General features: G+C 67.2%; 21 protein-coding genes. 7 read left to right on the plus strand and 14 right to left on the minus strand.

Annotation, left to right across the window (positions count from 1 at the left end; genetic code table 11):
* Positions 1–598: 598 nt before the first annotated feature.
* Genes IU450_RS38575 through IU450_RS38630 form a run of 12 tightly spaced genes read right to left on the minus strand, consistent with a single transcriptional unit; the run spans position 599 to position 9,250 of the window.
* Positions 599–1,057, minus strand: a complete 459-nt coding sequence (locus IU450_RS38575; RefSeq protein WP_195154657.1) for a hypothetical protein — start codon at positions 1,055–1,057, stop codon at positions 599–601.
* A gap of 36 nt (positions 1,058–1,093) precedes the next feature.
* Positions 1,094–1,927, minus strand: coding sequence for a DUF2637 domain-containing protein (locus IU450_RS38580; protein ID WP_228835733.1), 834 nt, complete (start codon positions 1,925–1,927; stop codon positions 1,094–1,096).
* Positions 1,924–2,289: a hypothetical protein gene (locus IU450_RS38585; RefSeq protein ID WP_195154659.1), complete on the minus strand. Its 366-nt coding sequence runs from the start codon at positions 2,287–2,289 to the stop codon at positions 1,924–1,926. Before IU450_RS38585 ends, IU450_RS38580 begins: the two co-directional genes overlap by 4 nt.
* Positions 2,286–2,909 (minus strand): hypothetical protein, encoded by a 624-nt coding sequence (locus tag IU450_RS38590; RefSeq protein ID WP_195154660.1) that lies wholly within the window; start codon positions 2,907–2,909, stop codon positions 2,286–2,288. The genes IU450_RS38585 and IU450_RS38590 overlap by 4 nt, the downstream gene beginning before the upstream one ends.
* Entirely contained in the window at positions 2,906–4,603 is a 1,698-nt protein-coding gene (locus tag IU450_RS38595) for a hypothetical protein (protein WP_195154661.1), read from the minus strand. Before IU450_RS38595 ends, IU450_RS38590 begins: the two co-directional genes overlap by 4 nt.
* Positions 4,604–4,626: 23 nt before the next feature.
* On the minus strand, positions 4,627–5,145 hold the full coding sequence (locus IU450_RS38600) for a hypothetical protein (protein WP_195154662.1): 519 nt from the start codon (positions 5,143–5,145) through the stop codon (positions 4,627–4,629).
* A 20-nt stretch (positions 5,146–5,165) separates the two neighbouring features.
* Positions 5,166–7,271, minus strand: coding sequence for a hypothetical protein (locus tag IU450_RS38605; protein ID WP_195154663.1), 2,106 nt, complete (start codon positions 7,269–7,271; stop codon positions 5,166–5,168).
* A complete protein-coding gene (locus tag IU450_RS38610) occupies positions 7,268–8,047 on the minus strand; it encodes a hypothetical protein (protein ID WP_195154664.1) in 780 nt (259 codons plus the stop codon). The genes IU450_RS38605 and IU450_RS38610 overlap by 4 nt, the downstream gene beginning before the upstream one ends.
* Positions 8,048–8,479, minus strand: coding sequence for an RRQRL motif-containing zinc-binding protein (locus tag IU450_RS38615; protein WP_195154665.1), 432 nt, complete (start codon positions 8,477–8,479; stop codon positions 8,048–8,050). It lies immediately after the preceding gene.
* Positions 8,476–8,835 (minus strand): hypothetical protein, encoded by a 360-nt coding sequence (locus IU450_RS38620; protein ID WP_195154677.1) that lies wholly within the window; start codon positions 8,833–8,835, stop codon positions 8,476–8,478. The genes IU450_RS38615 and IU450_RS38620 overlap by 4 nt, the downstream gene beginning before the upstream one ends.
* A complete protein-coding gene (locus IU450_RS38625) occupies positions 8,823–9,071 on the minus strand; it encodes a hypothetical protein (RefSeq protein ID WP_195154666.1) in 249 nt (82 codons plus the stop codon). Before IU450_RS38625 ends, IU450_RS38620 begins: the two co-directional genes overlap by 13 nt.
* Before the next feature lie 11 nt (positions 9,072–9,082).
* On the minus strand, positions 9,083–9,250 hold the full coding sequence (locus IU450_RS38630; RefSeq protein WP_195154667.1) for a hypothetical protein: 168 nt from the start codon (positions 9,248–9,250) through the stop codon (positions 9,083–9,085).
* A gap of 198 nt (positions 9,251–9,448) precedes the next feature.
* Between IU450_RS38630 and IU450_RS38635 the strand changes: the two genes are divergently transcribed.
* The 4 genes from IU450_RS38635 (at position 9,449) to IU450_RS40480 (ending at position 12,834) form a co-directional block, all read left to right on the plus strand.
* Positions 9,449–10,273, plus strand: coding sequence for a GntR family transcriptional regulator (locus IU450_RS38635; RefSeq protein WP_324197978.1), 825 nt, complete (start codon positions 9,449–9,451; stop codon positions 10,271–10,273).
* Between the two features lies 1 nt (position 10,274).
* The gene (locus IU450_RS38640) at positions 10,275–11,525 is read left to right on the plus strand and encodes a hypothetical protein (protein WP_195154668.1); all 1,251 of its coding nucleotides are present in this window, start codon (positions 10,275–10,277) and stop codon (positions 11,523–11,525) included.
* A 167-nt stretch (positions 11,526–11,692) separates the two neighbouring features.
* Positions 11,693–12,574: a replication initiation protein gene (locus tag IU450_RS38645; RefSeq protein WP_195154669.1), complete on the plus strand. Its 882-nt coding sequence runs from the start codon at positions 11,693–11,695 to the stop codon at positions 12,572–12,574.
* Positions 12,575–12,663: 89 nt separating this feature from the next.
* Positions 12,664–12,834, plus strand: coding sequence for a hypothetical protein (locus IU450_RS40480; protein WP_228835731.1), 171 nt, complete (start codon positions 12,664–12,666; stop codon positions 12,832–12,834).
* Positions 12,835–12,908: 74 nt separating this feature from the next.
* Here IU450_RS40480 and IU450_RS38655 read toward each other — a convergent pair whose 3' ends face one another.
* Both IU450_RS38655 and IU450_RS38660 read right to left on the minus strand, forming a co-directional pair.
* Positions 12,909–14,144 carry a pentapeptide repeat-containing protein gene (locus tag IU450_RS38655; RefSeq protein ID WP_195154671.1) on the minus strand — a complete coding sequence of 412 codons (1,236 nt, stop codon included), beginning with the start codon at positions 14,142–14,144 and terminating at the stop codon, positions 12,909–12,911.
* Positions 14,145–14,278: 134 nt separating this feature from the next.
* The gene (locus IU450_RS38660; protein WP_195154672.1) at positions 14,279–14,437 is read right to left on the minus strand and encodes a hypothetical protein; all 159 of its coding nucleotides are present in this window, start codon (positions 14,435–14,437) and stop codon (positions 14,279–14,281) included.
* Positions 14,438–14,869: 432 nt separating this feature from the next.
* Between IU450_RS38660 and IU450_RS38665 the strand changes: the two genes are divergently transcribed.
* The 3 genes from IU450_RS38665 to IU450_RS38675 are packed head-to-tail and all read left to right on the plus strand — an operon-like array spanning position 14,870 to position 16,145.
* Positions 14,870–15,124, plus strand: coding sequence for a hypothetical protein (locus IU450_RS38665; protein ID WP_195154673.1), 255 nt, complete (start codon positions 14,870–14,872; stop codon positions 15,122–15,124).
* Positions 15,125–15,132: 8 nt separating this feature from the next.
* Positions 15,133–15,816, plus strand: a complete 684-nt coding sequence (locus tag IU450_RS38670; protein WP_228835732.1) for a ParA family protein — start codon at positions 15,133–15,135, stop codon at positions 15,814–15,816.
* On the plus strand, positions 15,813–16,145 hold the full coding sequence (locus IU450_RS38675; RefSeq protein WP_195154674.1) for a hypothetical protein: 333 nt from the start codon (positions 15,813–15,815) through the stop codon (positions 16,143–16,145). Before IU450_RS38670 ends, IU450_RS38675 begins: the two co-directional genes overlap by 4 nt.
* Positions 16,146–16,929: the final 784 nt, after the last annotated feature.

Consider the following 16,929-nt stretch of genomic DNA (forward strand, 5'->3'; position numbering starts at 1 on the left):
GGGGAGGTTTGCGGGGGTGGGGTGAAGGTGAGAAAACCGGTGACAACTTGTCACCGGTTTGTGCTCGATGTTTCTCACGTTTTTCGCGCTCTGACCAGGCACAAGATCATCCATCGAGACCGGCGGCGGACACCGCCGCTCGTGTGGGGCTCGGGCTTCGATCCAGAGACACAGGCCAGGTAAGCCGATGCACGGAGCCGGAAGAGTCAGCTACTGGAAGGCGACCGAGTAAATAGCGGCGCTGCGCGCCGTGCGCGGCCTTCGGCCGCGTGCTCCTGGTGCGGGGTCGCCTGCATTGTGTTCCCGCGCCACTCACGCCTCAAGGGCGCTGCGCGTCGCCTGCGGCGATGGCCTGCGGCCACCCTTGACCCGTGAGCCTCTGCGCGGGAAGAGCAGGCGTTAGGGGCAGGCCGGTGGCCTGCCCCGGCGGAGGCGCACGCGCCCCCGCTCCAGGAGCAAAGAGCCCGCCCGCGGTTCCGGCCCGGCGGGCGGGTGGCGAAGAATAAGACGGGTCTGGACACTGCTCCGGGCACGCGAAGGCCCCTGCCGACTGGGACTCGGCAGGGGCCTTCTTGCTGGTCAGACGCAGGTCAGGCGGTTACTCGTCGTCGTCCTGGCCCAAGTACGCGGCGACCTCGGCGAGGGAGTCGTCGGTGGGCGGCTCGTACTTGGCGCGATACAGCTTCGGCGGGGCGTAGTCGGCGTTGAATGCCTGCCCCGTGCCGGTGAACTGGATGGTCAGCCGGGCGCCGTTGCGCAGGTCGTCATCGCCCGCGGCGAGGATCGCGGCCTTGATCGCCTTCTGCAGGTTGCCGCGCACGAACAGCTTGCGGGCGCCGTCGTCGTCCGGATCGGTCTTCCAGCCGGTCAGGATGATGACCTCCAGCTGCCGAACCGGGTTGCCCTGGCGCAGCTTCGGCTTGCCGGTCTTCGGGTCCTTCTGGACGGTCAGCTCCTGGGAGATGACCAGACCGGCCACGGTCGTGCCGGGCTCGTCGGCCTTGCCGAACGCCGAGCGGATGACCTTCGGCTCCTCGGTCATGATCCACGATGTCATTGCGGTTACTCTTTGGTTATCGGTGAGGGGGTGGGGTTATCCGGCGATCAGCCGGACATTCGAGGGTGCGGGCAGCGCCAGCTGCTCCGTCGCCGTGGTGTCGTCCTCGGTCTTGAGGCGGGCGAGGATCTTGCCGACCGTGCCGTGGTGCAGACCGACCTGCGGGGCGATCTCGCGGTAGGAAAGGCCGGCCAGGTGCAGCCGGAGGATCTCCGCGTCGCGGGCCGCTGTCGCATCGGTCTCGGCCGGTGTCGCCTCCGGATCGGCGTCTGTCGCCTGGCTGTCGCCCCAGTTCGGGGCGGTGTCGCCGGTCGTCTCCTGCGCGACGGGTGCTGTCGCCTCCGGCTCCGGGGTCCGGGGGACCTCCAGCAGCGCGGTCAGCGCGTGCGTCACCGCCAGTGCGGCCACCGGGGCGGCGCCTGCCACGGCCGCGGCGGCGAGCTGGGGCAGCACCAGCCCTTCGGAATTCCAGGCGTGGACACCGTTTCCGACCAAAGACACCAGCTCAGCGGCAGCGAGTTCGGTCCAGAAGAACCGGCGAGTCGCGGCCGGGATCAGCACGCCGATCTTCTCGCGCCGGTTCAACGCGACCAGCGAGAAAGCGGCCTGGATGATCGGACCGTCCACGATCACCGGGGCGCCCCACGCCAACCGGGAGTCGATACCGGACATGACCGCCACGCCGTGCAACGCGATCGCCGACCACGAGAACGCCGCGATCGACACTGCCGCCAGCGACAGCAAGGCGACAACCTCCGCGACGTTCCACGACGGCGGCGACACCTGCGCAGAGGAGTCGACAGCGGTACGCGACGCGGCGACGCCGGACGGCGACGCGGTGTCGCCGGAGTGCGACATGGCGACGTTCATCGCTGCCACCCCACCGTCTCCTCCAGCGCGTAGAACGCGTTGACGTAGCGGGGCCCGGAGACCAACCGCTCCTGCTCCTCGTGCAAGGCGTGTCCGGCCAGCTGATCCAGCGCGTTGTCCAGATCGCTGGCAAGCTCCCGGTTACGGTCCTCCAGATCAGCGGCGCGGTGCTCGGCGGCATCCCGCTCCGCAGTCACCCGCGCGAGCTGCTCCTCCAGGAACGCCGCACGCTGGTTCGCCGCGATCAACCGGACCTCCAGCTCGGCGTTGGTCTCGGCGGTGGCCGCGTGCCCGTACGGGCGCAACGGCTCGAACCCGGCCACGTCAGTGCCCAGATCCGGTGTCGTGTCGATGGTGGTCATCGGTCCATCCCGTCTCGGTCGGCGGTGAACGCGGTGCTCGACAGGCCAGCGAATGCGTTCACCGGGGCCTGCTCGGTCTGGGCCAGCTCCGCGCTGCGGGTGGCGGCGAACGAGCTGGACACCGGGACCGGTGCCGCGTTCGGGTTGGCCTCGGCCGGATCCGACCAGGAATCGCGGACTTCGGCGGCGGCGAGCTGCTGGCGGGCCTGCTCGATGCTGCGGGGCTCGACCACCCAGGCGCCGTTGCCGGTCAGTTCGCGGGCGTGCTGCTGGCTGCGCCATTCGATGTCGCTGATCGCGTGGAAGCCCTGGGCGCGATCCACGGCGATCTGCTCGCACATCCGGCGCATGGTGTCCGGCGCGGAGCGCCAGTCGCTGTGCGCGTCCTCCAGGTACCGCCAGGCATCCCCGAACTCCTCGCCACGATCGAGCCAACGCTGCCCGATGGCGTTGGCCTGATCGCAGATCAGGTCCATCTGGTCCATGGTTTCGGCGTGGACTGCGGTGTCGTACAGGTCCTTCGCCCGGTCGAAATCCGCCCGCATCAACACCTCCTCCGGGTTCTGGACTCGTCCGGCGTAGCGGTTGATGTACAGGTCGTCCAGCTCGTTGGTGCTCATCGTTCGATTCCCTCTCGGTCGTATCCGTTGGCGGCTGCGGTGGTGAACGCGTTGGTCGACAGACCCGCGAACGCGTTCACCGGGGTCTGCTCGCTGGCGTCCGACGCGTACGCCGCAGCTTTCGCCTGTTCTGCCTGCCGCTCCGGGCTGCCGTAGCGCTGCCCGGCCGGTGTGCGCTCGGCCAGCTTCTGCACCGCCTGGTCGCGCTCACTGCGCAGCTGGTCCCGCTCAGCGGTCAGCGCGGTCAACTGCTGAGTGAGCCGGGCGTTGGCCTCGGTCAGCTGGTTGTTGTGCTCGATCGACAACCGATGCCGATTGGTCAACTGGTTGTTGCGGTTGGCGGCGTCGACCAAATCACCGGACAGCTGCTCGATCTCGCGCCCGCGCTGGGCGAGATCCTCGGCGAGCTGGTCACGTTCGGCCGCGATCTGCTGCACCGACGCGGGCAGCTGCTGCTCGTCACGCTCCTGCCCGGATCCGCGCTCGATGCCCTCCCGCCACTGGGTCACCTCGTCGGCGACCATCGACCGGCCACCCTCGGCGCGGAACACCCGCTCCGGACGCCACTCGTCGGCCAGATCGAACGCGGCCACGTGCACCGTGGTGCCGGGCGCCGGCCGAATCCCGGCCAGCTGCTGCGCGGTCCAGCGCGCCGAGTCCGCCTCGGTGGCGTGGCTGCCGCGCTCGTGCACCACCTGATTGGCGTTCTGCGGCAGGTAGGTGACGGTGCTGCTGAACCGCTTCGCCTGCTGCTCCTGCCCGGTCTCGCGGGCCTGCGCCGCGGGCTGCTCGCGGTGCACCTGCCCGGCCAGCGTCCGCTCCCGCAACACGGCCTCCCGTGCGGCCAGCTGCCCGGCGACGGTCTCGGGGCGGCCGTGGTCGACGTACTGCTTGGCGGCGTTTGCGGTGTCGCGGGTCTCGACCTGCAGAGTGGTGCCGTCCGACCACGACGTGCCGCTGATGTTGCGCTGCAACCATTCGGTTGCGGTGTGCTCGGTGGCGAACGCGCGGGACTCGGTGAGCTTCCCGCCGTCCGGATCGGTCCACGTCATCGCCGCGGTGTAGCGGTGACGGTCCGGCTGGGCGGCGTCGATGCGGGCGAGCAGTGCCTCCTCCGCATTGGCGCGGTGCGCGGCGTCCAGGCCCTTCTGCCACTCCGCACGTTCGCGGTCGGCGCTGCGGTTGATGCTGACCGTCTCGCGGGCCACGCGGGCGCGGTAGTGCAAGGCTTCCAGGCCCTTGACCTTGTGGGCGCGGGCGAACAGGTTGCCGGTCTTGTACTCCGGGAACACCGTCGCGGCGTCCAGACCGTCGAGGGCGATGCCCTGCTCGGTGCGGGTCAAATGCCCGTCGCCGATGAACTGCGCGGCCAGGCGGTCGCGGTGCTCGGCCAGGGCGCGGGCGTCGCGGGCGCGGCGGTCGTGATCCACGCGCGGATCGTTGGCGCGGGCCGCGACCGTTTCGGCGTGCAGCCGGTAGCGGTCGACCGCCTGGTTGGTCCAGGACAGGTGGTTGGTGCGGGACTGCTGCTGCTCGCGGCGCTCCTGGCGGACCAGACGGCTGATCTCCTTGCGGGCCCGGCGGCGCTCGATCCAGTTCGCGGCCTGGGCGTGGCGCTGCATCGCCGTGCGCATGGCGGCACTGAACTGGCGTGCTTGGGCGATCATCTCGTCTTCGGGACTGCGATCGGACATGACTCGTTCTCCTTCGGGTTGGGTTATGCGGACTTCTGAGCGGGTGCCGGGGTGGCGGTGCGGCGGGCCTCGTAGGTTCCGCGGCGCACCGCCAGGCGAGTGACGTGCTTCTTCACCCAGGCGGCGAAGTCGGAGAGGGTGTAGAAGACGATGCGGATCGAATCGGCCGGGCCGGGACGGCCAGCGGCCATCCACCAGCCGAATCCGGCCAGGCCGAGCCCGTAGACGAACAGCGGTCCGGGCAGCGGGAACACGATCGCGGCGGTGATGAACGCCGCCGTGGTGAGCAGGCCGGGCGCCCACACGCGCAGCCCGTCACGGACTTTCGTCGCGCGGGAGACGTGCGGGGCCAGCGAGCGGCCCACCGTGCCACCGTCCGGGACGACGGGCTCGGCCAGCTGGTCGGCCAGCCGCTGCGCGGCGGTGCCCTCCAGCTCGGCGGCGTGCTCGGCCAGCGCGTCCAGTTCGGCGCGGCGCTGCTCGGCGGTCAGGCCGGTGATCTCCTCACCGTGCTCATCGGGGTTCAGGTTGGGCAAAGCCATGACGACAGGTCCTTTCGAATTCAGGCGGTGCGGTGCTTGCGCAGGTCGATGACCGGCGCGAGCTGATCGGGGGTCTTGGCGGTGGCCTTCATGTCGGCCAGGCCGGGCAGCGGGCGCAGCGCGGAGAGCGCGGCATCATCGAGCGGCGCGACGCGGCCCCAGCGGGCGCGGCCACCGGAGACGTGCACGATGTCGCCCTTGGCCATGCGGCGCAGCCGGTTCGGGTCGATGAGCCACTTGTCCTGGCCCTGCACGTTGCCCTCGGCACCGTCGCGAGTTCCGTCGATCTGCTTGCGGCTGAACTCGAATCCGCGCTTGGTGCCGAAGGTCTTGGCGAGCTTCTCGCCGTCCTCCTGGCCGCCGAGCAGAGCACCACCGGACCCCGCCCCGACCAGCGAAGTGCGCTGGTCGTCATCAGCACCGAGACCGTTCCAGTGCTGGGCGAACCAGATCGTGCCGATCTTGGCCTTGCGCAGACGCTCGACCCACTTGACCGCGTTGGTCTTGCCGTCCGACACCGCCGAGAACTCATCCACGGCGAGCAAGGTCTCGCGGCCGTGGTCCTGGTCGGCCAACTGCTCGAACATGCAGCCCAGCGCGGCGAACTGGCTGCGGGCCCGATCCGGTGCCTTCACGCCCTCCAGGACGATGTAGAGCGCGTCGAAATCGGTGATGTGGCGCTTGCCGTCGAACGCGTTGCCCAACGCCCGGTACAGGTTGTTGAACTCCGCCAACGTCGAGGACATGACCGGCTGCTTGCCTTCGAGGGTGGCCGCGATCTTCAGATCCGCGCCCGGCACACCGGCCCACGGGATCTTGTTGGTGGTGTCGAAGACACCGCCCCACAGCTTCGCCAGCTTCACCGGGTTGAACCGGGACAGGAACTCCAACCAATCCCGCGGCGGGTTCTCCCCGACCGGCTTGCCGTCGACCACCTTCTGCGGTGCGTCCACGACCAGGTGAATGAGGTTTTCGCGGATCTCGTGGAAGTACTTCTCGGTCGCCGTGGTCGGCACCGCACCGCCGGTGACCATCGCGGTCAGCACCGAGCGCAGGTCATCGCGGGACGGGATCGCCCACAGATCCAGCTGCACATCGGCCGGGAAGATCCCGATCCGCTCCTGTGGCACACCCAGCGCGGCAAAGCACTTCGCGAACCGGCGCGCGGCCTTCATGCTCTCGGGGCCGCCGTTGCAGTCGACCACCACGGCCAAAGGCCGGCCGGGACGATCCAGCGACCACCACTTGCGATGACGCAGCCACGCCGTGGTGAACCACGCCATGATCAGCCGGAACATCAGCGTCGTCTTGCCCTTGCCGGAGGACGCGACGACGATCATGTGCTCGCGCAGCTTGATCCACGGCACGATCAGGCGGGTCTCGTTGCGGGCCAGCAGCGCCCGCCACCGCGAGCGAGGCGGCGCGGCGGTGTCCTCGGCCGCCAGGCGCCCGATCACCGGGTGCGGGGCCATCCCGCCAGTCGTGAACGGCAACCGGTAGCGCGACAGCCGGGCAGCGGCGCGCTGCTCACGCTGGGTCTGCAACCACAACATGCGCTCGGTCACCGCAGGCGAGGCCATTCCGCGCGTCGCCAGCTGCACGCGGCGGTTGGTGATCGCCAACGTCGCCAGCATCCACGCGGCCGGGACGATGAACACCGCCATCACCGCCAGCCCGTGGACGTAGCGGCCGGAGAGGAACTCCGAAGCGCCCGAACTGAACTGAATCGACGGCGCCGCAAGGTCCAGCCCGAACACGATTGCCGAGCCCGGCAACGCCAGCAGCGCGCCGATCGTCCAGTTGCGCAGCTTCGCGGGCTTCCAACCGAGATAGGTCGCGGGCACCATGAACGCCACCGCCAGCAGCAGCACCGCCGCGGCGACCGCGCCCACGAGTGTCAGCACGTCGAGCACCCGTGCCCAGGTCAGATCCTCCGGGATCGGCAACATGCCGCCGAACAGCATCGAATCGGGGCCGTCGCCGAAGATCGGCGGGGCCTTCGGGTGGATCTCGATCTGCGGGGCGCCCGTACCCGGAACCTGGGACTGCTCCGGGGCGGCGGGCACCTGCGACGGGTACGGCTTCGAGCACTCGGGCCGGAAATCGATCACCTGCTGGCAGCTCATCGCGACACCGCCTTCCCGGCGACGCCGTGCGCGGCCTGGCCGGTGTGATCAGAGGCTCCGCCCTCGATCACCGTCAGACCGGGCCGAGACTCGGCGCCCGCGCCGTCCTTCTCCGGCTTGAGCACCTGGTCGATATCGGCGACCCGCACCACCAGCTCCGGCACAGCCGCTGTCGCGGCCAGAGCCGCGCCCCGGACCACCTTGAGCACCGCCTCGCCCCGGCAGTAGTAGACGAGCCCGGCGCAGTCGGCCTGCGCGGCAACCTGCATCGACTTCAGCACGGCGATCTTCGCCGCTGCCTCGTTCTTCGCCGTGAGCTCCACCTCGACCGCCCACAACCGGCCCTGATCGTCGTAGAAGCGGCCGTCGTGGATGTGCGGGCGCGGCTCGCCCGCCTTCACCACACCGACCTCCGCGCGCATCTCCCGCTCGGAGATCCAGCGGTTCAGATCGGTGCCGACCAACGCCAAACGCAGATCCAGCACCGTCCTGACGTGGTCGGCCATCTTCGGCGACGGACGCCAGTACCGCACCCCGTAGGGCAACAGCTCCTCCACCGACCGCCGCGTCGGGAACACCCACGTCGGGCCCGGCACGGGCCGGATCCGCTGATCCGATACCAGATGCGCCTTGCGCCACTTCGACGCCGCCCGATACGCGGACTTGATGCTCACCCCGCCCAGCAGCCGCGCCACCTGATCCATTGGCGCGCCGTACATTTCGGCAAGAATCGTCACCGCGTTCATGTCACGCGGACTCAGCCTGTGCCCGGTCATCTATCGCTCCATCCCTTCTCGATCCAGCACCGCGGCGAAGGCGTGGCTGGGCAGGCCCGCGAACGCGTTCACCGGGGCCTGCTGTGGTTGCTGATCGGCCCATCCAGGGCCGGGGTCATTGATCTGCTCGAACTCCGCACGGTCGATGCCGTGCCGTTCCGCGGCGCGCAGCTGCCGCTCCCTCGTGGCCTTCGCCAGCGCCTCGAGCTGGGCGGGTGTCGCTTCCCGCTTGGCGGCGGCGCGGTTGATGTCGTAGAGGTAGGCCGTCAACGGCTCCCGCGACCGGCGCGGACGCTGCACCTTGCCCGCGATGTCCTGACCGTTCGGGCGCAAGCCCTGCGCGGCCAGCTGGCGGCGGGTCCGCAGATGCGCAGGCGCCATACGCCACGCGTAGGTCGGGATGCCGCCGGACTGCGGTTCGGCCGCGGTCATCGCACAACCACCTGCGCGAACGCCGAGCGGGCAGTGTTCACGGCACAGTCGAGCCGCTGCGCGATCTCCGCCCAGGTCCGGCCCTCCAGCTCCCGCAGCTCAGCAACCTGAGCCACGAAAGCCAGATCCCGGCAACGACGCGGCCGACGACGAACCGGCAACGACGCCTCCGGCTGGCCAACCTTGGGCGGCTGGACAGCGGCGGGCGGGTGGCAGCTCCTGGTCGTGGCAGCTGGGACTTCTGCCAGACCGAGCATGGCCAGAAGCACACGGCAATCCGCCGCATCCTGAGCCTGCGACGCCACCATCCGCTGCGCCCGGCGCAACAGCTCGTCACCCGCGATCACCGCTGCCACCCCGCCGGCGCCTGGATCTGCTGCGGCGGAACACAACCCACCTGCGCGGCGACCGCGACCTGATCAGCGCGGCACACGTTCGGCGACGGCCGGTAGTTCTGCTGATCGATCCACGCCGCCGAGCACCCGACCATCCCGGCCAGCACACCCAGCACCAGCAGCGCGAGCTGTATCTGCGGCGGCAACGCCCGGAACACGCTCGCGCCCGCCCGCGCGACCTGAGCGTCCGTCTTCATGACCGGGCCGATCATCGACCGACCCCCCGCCGACGAAACGGCCCACCGTTGCGCGCCAACATCCGCCAGCCCACCCACACGAACGCGGCGAGCAGCAGATTGCCGATCACCAGCGCTGGCGCGGCGATGAGCACGAAAAGTGCCGCCAGCACCACTACGACCATCACGGTCGCTCTCATGGCATCACCTTCTTCCTTTGAAGACATCAGATTGAATGTCTGATGTCTTCAAAGGTAAATCTGATGCCCTCTGGTGTCTAGCTTTTCGCGCGTTTTTCGTCACAAATGGCCAGGATTGGGAAGGTCCTTCCCACCCACACAGTTTGTGTGGGTATCAACTGATAGGTTCTGTGCACCAAGACGGGCGAAGGAGGCTATGTGGAAGCGGCAGGGGAAGCGCGGCATCGTCAGATCGCCCGCGAGATCCGCAACGAGATCGAAGCTGGTCGGCTACGGCCAGGGCAGAAGTTGCCCAGCACGCGAGCGCTGGCCGAGCAATTCGGAGTAAGCGTCGCGCCCATCAACGACGCGATGGCCATCCTTGAGGAGGAAGGCTTGGTCGTCAGTCGGCCGCGCTCCGGGCGGATGGTCAGCGACACTGCCACTCCTGGAGCGCCACGCCCGCGGCGAGGCCGTCCTCAGGTGATCTATGTCGGCGGCTACGCGGGTAGTGGAAAGACAGAGTTCGGGCGCATCCTGGCGAGACTGACCGGATGGGCAATGCTCGACAAGGACACGATCACCAGGGCAGTGGTCGACACCGCCCTGGTGCAGCTGGGTAGCACCGTCGCAGACCGCGAATCCCCGATCTACCTGGATCTCGTACGGCCTGCCGAGTACGAGTGCCTTGCCGCAGCGGTTCGAGAGAACGCCAGTTGCGGCGTGTCAGTCATCGCGACGGCACCATTCATCAAAGAGTTCGGCTCTGAAGCGTGGTTCCGCCGAACAGCTGTCGAACTGGACACGATGGGCGCCGACATGGAGGTTGTGTGGATCCGGTGCCAGCCGGATTCGATGCACTCGTACATCACCCGGCGTGGTGCCGCTCGGGACTCCTGGAAGCTTGCCAACTGGAACGACTACGTCCACGGCATCGACACTGCATTCGAACCGCCCTGGCAACACACCATCATCACGAATGACCCCGACTCACCGCCGCTGCGTGAGCAGGCGCAAGCACTGATCAAGTCGCTGATGGACTGATATGGACACCGCGATCGTGATGTACGGCCCGCCTGCGGCGGGCAAAGACACCGTGACGGCCGCGCTCGCCGAGCTCGGCAAGGAGTTCCGCCACTACCAACGCATGAAGGTTGGTGTCGGCCGCACAACGGGGTACCGGATGGCCTCGCCTGCCGACCTCGAAGAGCTAGTCGCCGCAGGCGAAGTCATCTACTCGAACAGCCGATACGGCTCGATCTACATCATCGATCGGCCAGAACTGACAAGGATCTTCGCCGCTGGCGAGATCCCAGTCCTGCATGTCGGCCAGCCGGAGGCGATAAATGCGTTGCTCGCTGCGTGTCCGGGAGTCCGGTGGGTCGTAGTCGAGCTGTGGTGCCCGCGTAACGTCGCCGCGTCGCGTGCCGCTGCTCGAGGTACCGGCGACACCGCCGAGCGCCTGGCGGTCTGGGACGCGACTCCACGCCTCACTATCGCTGACATCCGGATCGACACGGCAGCAGTCAATCCGACTGACGCAGCTCATCAGATCGTTAAGGCTGTCCACGCTGCCCGGTGCGCCATCGTCGTACCCGCGATGCACCTCCTACATCCAGACGGCACGCTCGACCTGGGCGCGACTCGCCGCCACGCAACCGCGGCTGCCGCCAGTTGGATCGACTTCTTCCTGATCAATGGCTCGACTACGGCAGGCGATGAGCTGACCAGCGCTGAGCGTGAAGCCGTTCTCGATGTCTGGTTGGAGGCTGTCGACAACAGTCGAGTACTGGCCTGCGCGTGGTCTGCTGAGGACCTCGCGACCGCGGCCGAGCGTCACGTCACACCGATGGCAGTGCTACGGGCCGCTACCCGGCCCGTAGCCGAACAGTTTCTCCGCACTCTGCCGGGCGGCTCCCTGATCTATAGCCACCCGATGTTCGGCTACGCATTCGACGCCAAGTTGGCGGCGTGGGCCAAAAGCGCCGGCCATCTCCCGGCCGGTGGGAAGCTCGCCAAGATCCAGCTGACTGAAATCACCGAGCTCCGGCGCGCCGCCCCCGAATTCGCGACGTGGGACGGCTCGTCAAGACGAATCCGAGAATCGGTAGGCGCCGGTGCGGCTGGTGTCGTTGCTACGCCGCTCGCCGCTGTGCTCACCGATCTGCCACCGCGCAGCCTGGCGCAGGTCCAACCCGCTATCGACATCGTGCAGGACAAGCTTGATCAGCTCCAGGAGCGGGCAGCTAAGCGCGAGTGGCTACAGCACCGGATCAGGGCAGGGCAAGAAACATAGTCAGATGATCATATGCGCATAACGGCATGTTTCCCCTAAATGGTTCGGCGTGCCTACTGCATCAAGTCCTTGTTAGAAGGCAGGATCAGGCCCGCGGAGCCGGAGATATCTGAAATGGTTCGGCGTGCCTACTGCATCAAAATCGGACATGGGGTCAAGGTAACCGAATGACATCTGGGCAGATCCTGATGACGGATGGGCAATGGGCGATGGATGTGCTCTTGCCGCACCGGCCGCACGCCACGAATCGCCTGCAGGATGGCCAGTACCGGATGTCGCGCGACGAGGCCCTAGAGATGCGCTATATCGAGCACTCGCCGCATGCGCTGCTGGGTGCAATCGTGGTGGATTGCGACCATCCAGACACTGCGCTGCGGGCTTTCGAGCGGCCTAAAGGCCATCCGGATCCAAGCTGGGTAGCGCAGTCTCCATCCGGTCGCGGGCATATCGGATGGTGGTTGAAATCGCCCGTTTGCAAGACCGATTCGGCTCGGTTGAAGCCACTGAGGTTCGCGCAGCGGATCGAGGCCGGCCTCCGGATCGAGGTCGGTGGTGATCCTGCTTATGCCGGTCGACTGACGAAGAACCCGATCCACGAAGATTGGGAGACGCTGTACGGACCTGCCCGGCCGTACCACCTTGTCGAGCTGGTCACTTCGTCTACGCCGCGGCAGATGCCGCGCAAGCCGCAGAAGGCATGCGGGCTCGGTCGCAACGTCACCATGTTCGACACAGTTCGGAACTGGGCCTACCCGATGTGGTGGCACTATCGCGATGGCACGCAGCAGGAGTGGGAGCACACCGTCTTGGATTACAGCCTGCGTGAGGTCAACGACGCATTCCCGTACCCTCTGCCGTTCTCGGAGGCACTGGCTACGTCCCGATCGATCAGTCGATGGATCTGGCGCAACTTCAGCGAGGAAGGCTTCCGAGAGAAGCAGTCGGTTCGTGGGAAAATCATGACCGAGAAGCGCAAAGCCACGATCGTCGCCACCAACAAGGCTCGCGCCATCGACCGCGCGGCGGTCTTGGCCGCATTGGAGGAATGATGGCTGCTGAACACCGGAAACGCCGTACCAAAACTGCGCGTGAGTTGGCCGCCCAGCTCGGCGTCAGCGAGCGAGCAATCAGGAAGATCGTGGCGGAGCCTCGTGACGACTACGAGGCACGTGCGAGAGCCAAGCAAACACGTGCACGGGAACTCCGCGCCCGCGGCGCCACTTACCGCCAGATCGCCGACGACCTCGGCATCTCCATCGGATCCGTTTCCACACTGCTGCATCGGTCGCCGATGTCCAAGGCCGGATGACTCTTCTTTCCCGACCATCAAGCATCGAACGCCCATTCGATTTCTGACCGCCGATAAGCAGGAATTATCAGGGGTCAGAATTCGGGTCTGGCCCCGTAAACGGCATCCGCCGGAGGGGTGAACCCATGCGGCCATAGGGTCTCGTCGTCGTGCCTGGCCTCGGTCAGGTTTGTGTCGGTCAGGTCCGCGCCGGTCAGGCTCGCGCCGGTCAGGTCCGCGTCGGTCAGGTCCGCGCGGTACAGGTTCGCGCCGGTCAGGTTCGCGCCGGTCAGGTCCGCGCGGTACAGGTTCGCGCCGGTCAGGTTCGCGCCGGTCAGGCTCGCGCCGGTCAGGTTCGCGCCGTCCAGGTCTGCGCCGTCCAGGTCCGCGCGGTACAGGATCGCGCCGGTCAGGTTCGCGCCGGTCAGGCTCGCGCCGGTCAGGTTCGCGCCGGTCAGGTTCGCGCCGGTCAGTTTCGCGCCGGTCAGTTTCGCGTCGGTCAGTTTCGCGTCGGTCAGTTTCGCGCGGTACAGGATCGCGCCGGTCAGGTTCGCGCCGTACAGGCTCGCGTCGGTCAGGTTCGCGCCGTCCAGGTCTGCGCCGGTCAGGTTCGCGCCGGTCAGGCTCGCGCCGGTCAGGTTCGCGCCGTCCAGGTCTGCGCCGGTCAGGTTCGCGCCGTACAGGCTCGCGTCGGTCAGGTCCGCGCTGAACAAGGACAGGTCGGCGAGGTCGAGGCTGGCGAGGGTGCAGTTCGGCAGGGAGATCTGGCGCAAGTCGATGGAAGCTTCTGTCCAGGATTTCGGGTCCTCGGTCGGGCGTCGTCGGCGGCGGGTGAGGACGGCGAGGATGGTCTGGCGGATCTCGCGTTCGGACAGATCCGGCTGTTCCCCCTCCATGGGTTGAGGGAAGGGCACACGCAGATACCACTGGAGCAGGTCGATGCAGACCTGGCGTTCCTCGTCCTCGCCGATCGCATGCCAGTCGTCGGCGAGCGCGGTCAGCGCGTAGACCCCGGCCTGGCGGATCGCGGCCGAGTCGTGGGCGAGTTGTTCGGCGCTGCTGGTGTATCGCTTGCGCAGTGCCTCGACCCGTTCCAGCTCGTGTTTGGCCGTGAAGTGTTTCTCGGTCTGGCGGCGGTTCAGCAGCACGCCCCCGAGCGCGATCGTGGCGGCGACCACCGCCAGCACCCCGGTGAGCACCGTAGCCACCGGCTGGGTGAACCACTCCGGATTCGACGTCGGCGCGGTCGACGGCGCCTGCGCGCCCGCGGGCCCGGCCATCACCACCGCGGCCGCGAACACCACGACCGGCCCCCCGAGAAATCTGCTCATGCCGCCGATCCTGTCACCCACCCCGGCCACGCACCGGGCAATCACGGTGCCGCCCAAACGAGTTCGACCGGCACCGTGGCCGCGCCCGGTCCAGGGGCGGCCATCCAGTCCGGCCGCCGGGGTTTATCAGGGGGTCAGTCGCGTGTCTTGTACGTGATGAGGTTGCCGTCACTGCCACGATCCGCCATAGACAGGTCGTAGACATTCGGGTCGGCCTCGAGTTGCTTGACCTTGATTTCGGACGCCTGGTCTCCCGCAGTGGTCGCCGGAAACTCGAGCTCGTGCTCGGCCATGCTTCACCTCTCGTGGTTGGGTTGGAATTTCGCGAGGCTACGGCACCGGTCCGACATGGATCGGAGCCCTGGACGGCGTGATCGATGCTGAGTTTGATCGGAGCCCGCTCATCCGTCGATATACCCCCCATCCGTATGCGTTGGCACACCCTTTGCACCATGCGTTCCCGCGCGAAAGCTGCCATCCGTCCCCCTTCCCCCTGGAAGCGTCCACCCCCTTCCCTGGAAGCCCAGAGGGGTGGGTGGAAGCCCCCACGCCAAACGATTGGCTATGCAGCCGTTTCGGGACACGTATCCCGAACTGCACCACAGTCCATCACAGCCCTGACCTGCGTAAGTACTGATATACTGAAATCAGTAAATCCGGCGTGTGGATGCGCCTCCAGTACTGAAATCAGTGCACACTGATTTCGGATCGAAAGGGAACTCACCGTGTGGCTCGACCCCGTCAGCCAGTACTCGATGTTCAGCAACGCCAGCGGTCGCCTCTCCGACTCGCAGCGTGAGGTGGGCGAGGCTCGTGACTGGCTGAACTCTGTTCTCGACACCACCGCGCCGCGGTTGCCCGGTGGCGACGATGCGCACCGCACCGCGCTGAGCCTCCTCGCCACTGCCGAGCAGTACCTTGCTGAGGCCAAGGCGCAGCTGGACGACGCGATCGGCCGCTACAAGGCCACGAAGGAGTAGCAATACTGATGTCAGTACATACGGAATTACTGCGGCGCGAGGGGCGTGCGCTGCTGATCATCGTCATGTTGAACCTCAAGGGCGGATCGACCAAGACGACCTCAGCCGCGTGGATTCTGCATGTGCTGCACGAAGCGGGCCTCAGCGTCCTGGGCGTGGATACCGACCCGGAGAACGAGTCGCTGATCAGCTGGTCGGAGCTGGGCGAGTGGCCGTTCCCGGTGATCTCCATGCCGGTGGCCAACCTGCACAAGCAGCTGCCCGGCGTGATCAAGCCGGACGTGGATGTCGTCGTGATCGACACGCCACCGATGAAAGAGCAGCGGCGCATCGTGAAGTCCGCGGCGAAGTTGGCCACGCACATCGTCGTCACGATGGCACCGACGAGCATGGAATACGAACGGTTGCCCGCGGTGCTCGAGCTGTTCGCCGAAGTCTGCGACGAAGTCGACCCGCCCGAGCTCGTCGCGCTGCTCACCCGGACGGTGACCAACGCGGCCAGTACCGACACCTACCGGGAACTGATCACCGGCAACGGCGTGCGAGTACTGCGGGCCACCGTGCCGCGTCGTGAGCTGTTCGCGCAGGGCTACGGCACGTCGATCACCAACGCGCAGGCCACGCCTTACGCCGCTGCCGTGGATGAGTTACTGAATTCCGTAGATACTGAGATAGACGAGGTAAGCGCATGAGCACCGCCGCAGAACGGATCAAGGCCAACGCCGAGCGCGCCGCCAGGGCCCGCGCGGATAAGGCCGGCGCGGGCAATCCCGCGCGCACCGATGGAGCTCCGGAACAGCCGAAGCCGCGCAGCCATGGGGCACCGGTCCGGCAGAAGCCGGTCCGGCGCACCGTCGACCTGCCGCCCGAGCTGTACCGACGACTCGTGGAATGGCAGAACAACACCGCAGCGGCGCTGGGCAAGTCAAGAGTGACCAGCCAGGACGTCATGGTCGCGCTCGTCTACGAACTGCTGTCGGATGCCGAGGTCGCCGACTCGGTCATGGAACGCATCGCCTGATCACTGATCTACTGATCTACTGATTGCAGATCGCGAGATCGCCGACGAGATGACACCTCGATCTGTCTTTTGGCCCCTGGTGGTGGGTCGGTCTGCACATCAAGGCGGGCAGGCACCGCCTGCCCGATAAGGCCTGCCTTTCGCGCGCAGAGGCTCACGGGTCAAGGGTGGCCGCAGGCCATCGCCGCAGGCGACGCGCAGCGCCCTTGAGGCGTGAGTGGCGCGGGAACACAATGCAGGCCGACCCACCACCAGGGCCACGCGGCCGAAGGCCGCGCAGCTGTTCCACGAGCGCCAGCTCGTGCACGCGGGCGCCCAAGCGCTCGCGCACCACACCTCAAGGACACTGCTCGCGCTCGGGATCGGGCTCCAATTCCAATCCGCGGATCAGTAGACCGCAGCCGACGCACACGAGTTGACCAGCTCGAATCGTCTCCCAACGCAACCCACTCGCAAACCCACCGATTCGCACCCAAACGCAACCACCTCCCACCTTCACCCCACCCCCGCAAACCTCCCCTCATTCTTTGATTTCTGATTGCCCTCCACCCCCACCCAGTTCGACATCTCATCGTCCGTTCACGAAGTGGGCGATGAGATGTCGAACTGGGTGGGGGTGGAGGGTGAGCAGAAATCATGCGCTAACAGCGCAGGTCAGGGGAGGTTTGCGGGGGTGGGGTGAAGGTGAGAAAACCGGTGACAACTTGTCACCGGTTTGTGCTCGATGTTTCTCACGTTTTTCGCGCTCTGACCAGGCACAAGATCATCCATCGAGACCGGCGGC

The organism is Nocardia abscessus (assembly GCF_015477775.1).
Taxonomy (GTDB): Bacteria; Actinomycetota; Actinomycetes; order Mycobacteriales; family Mycobacteriaceae; genus Nocardia; species Nocardia abscessus_A.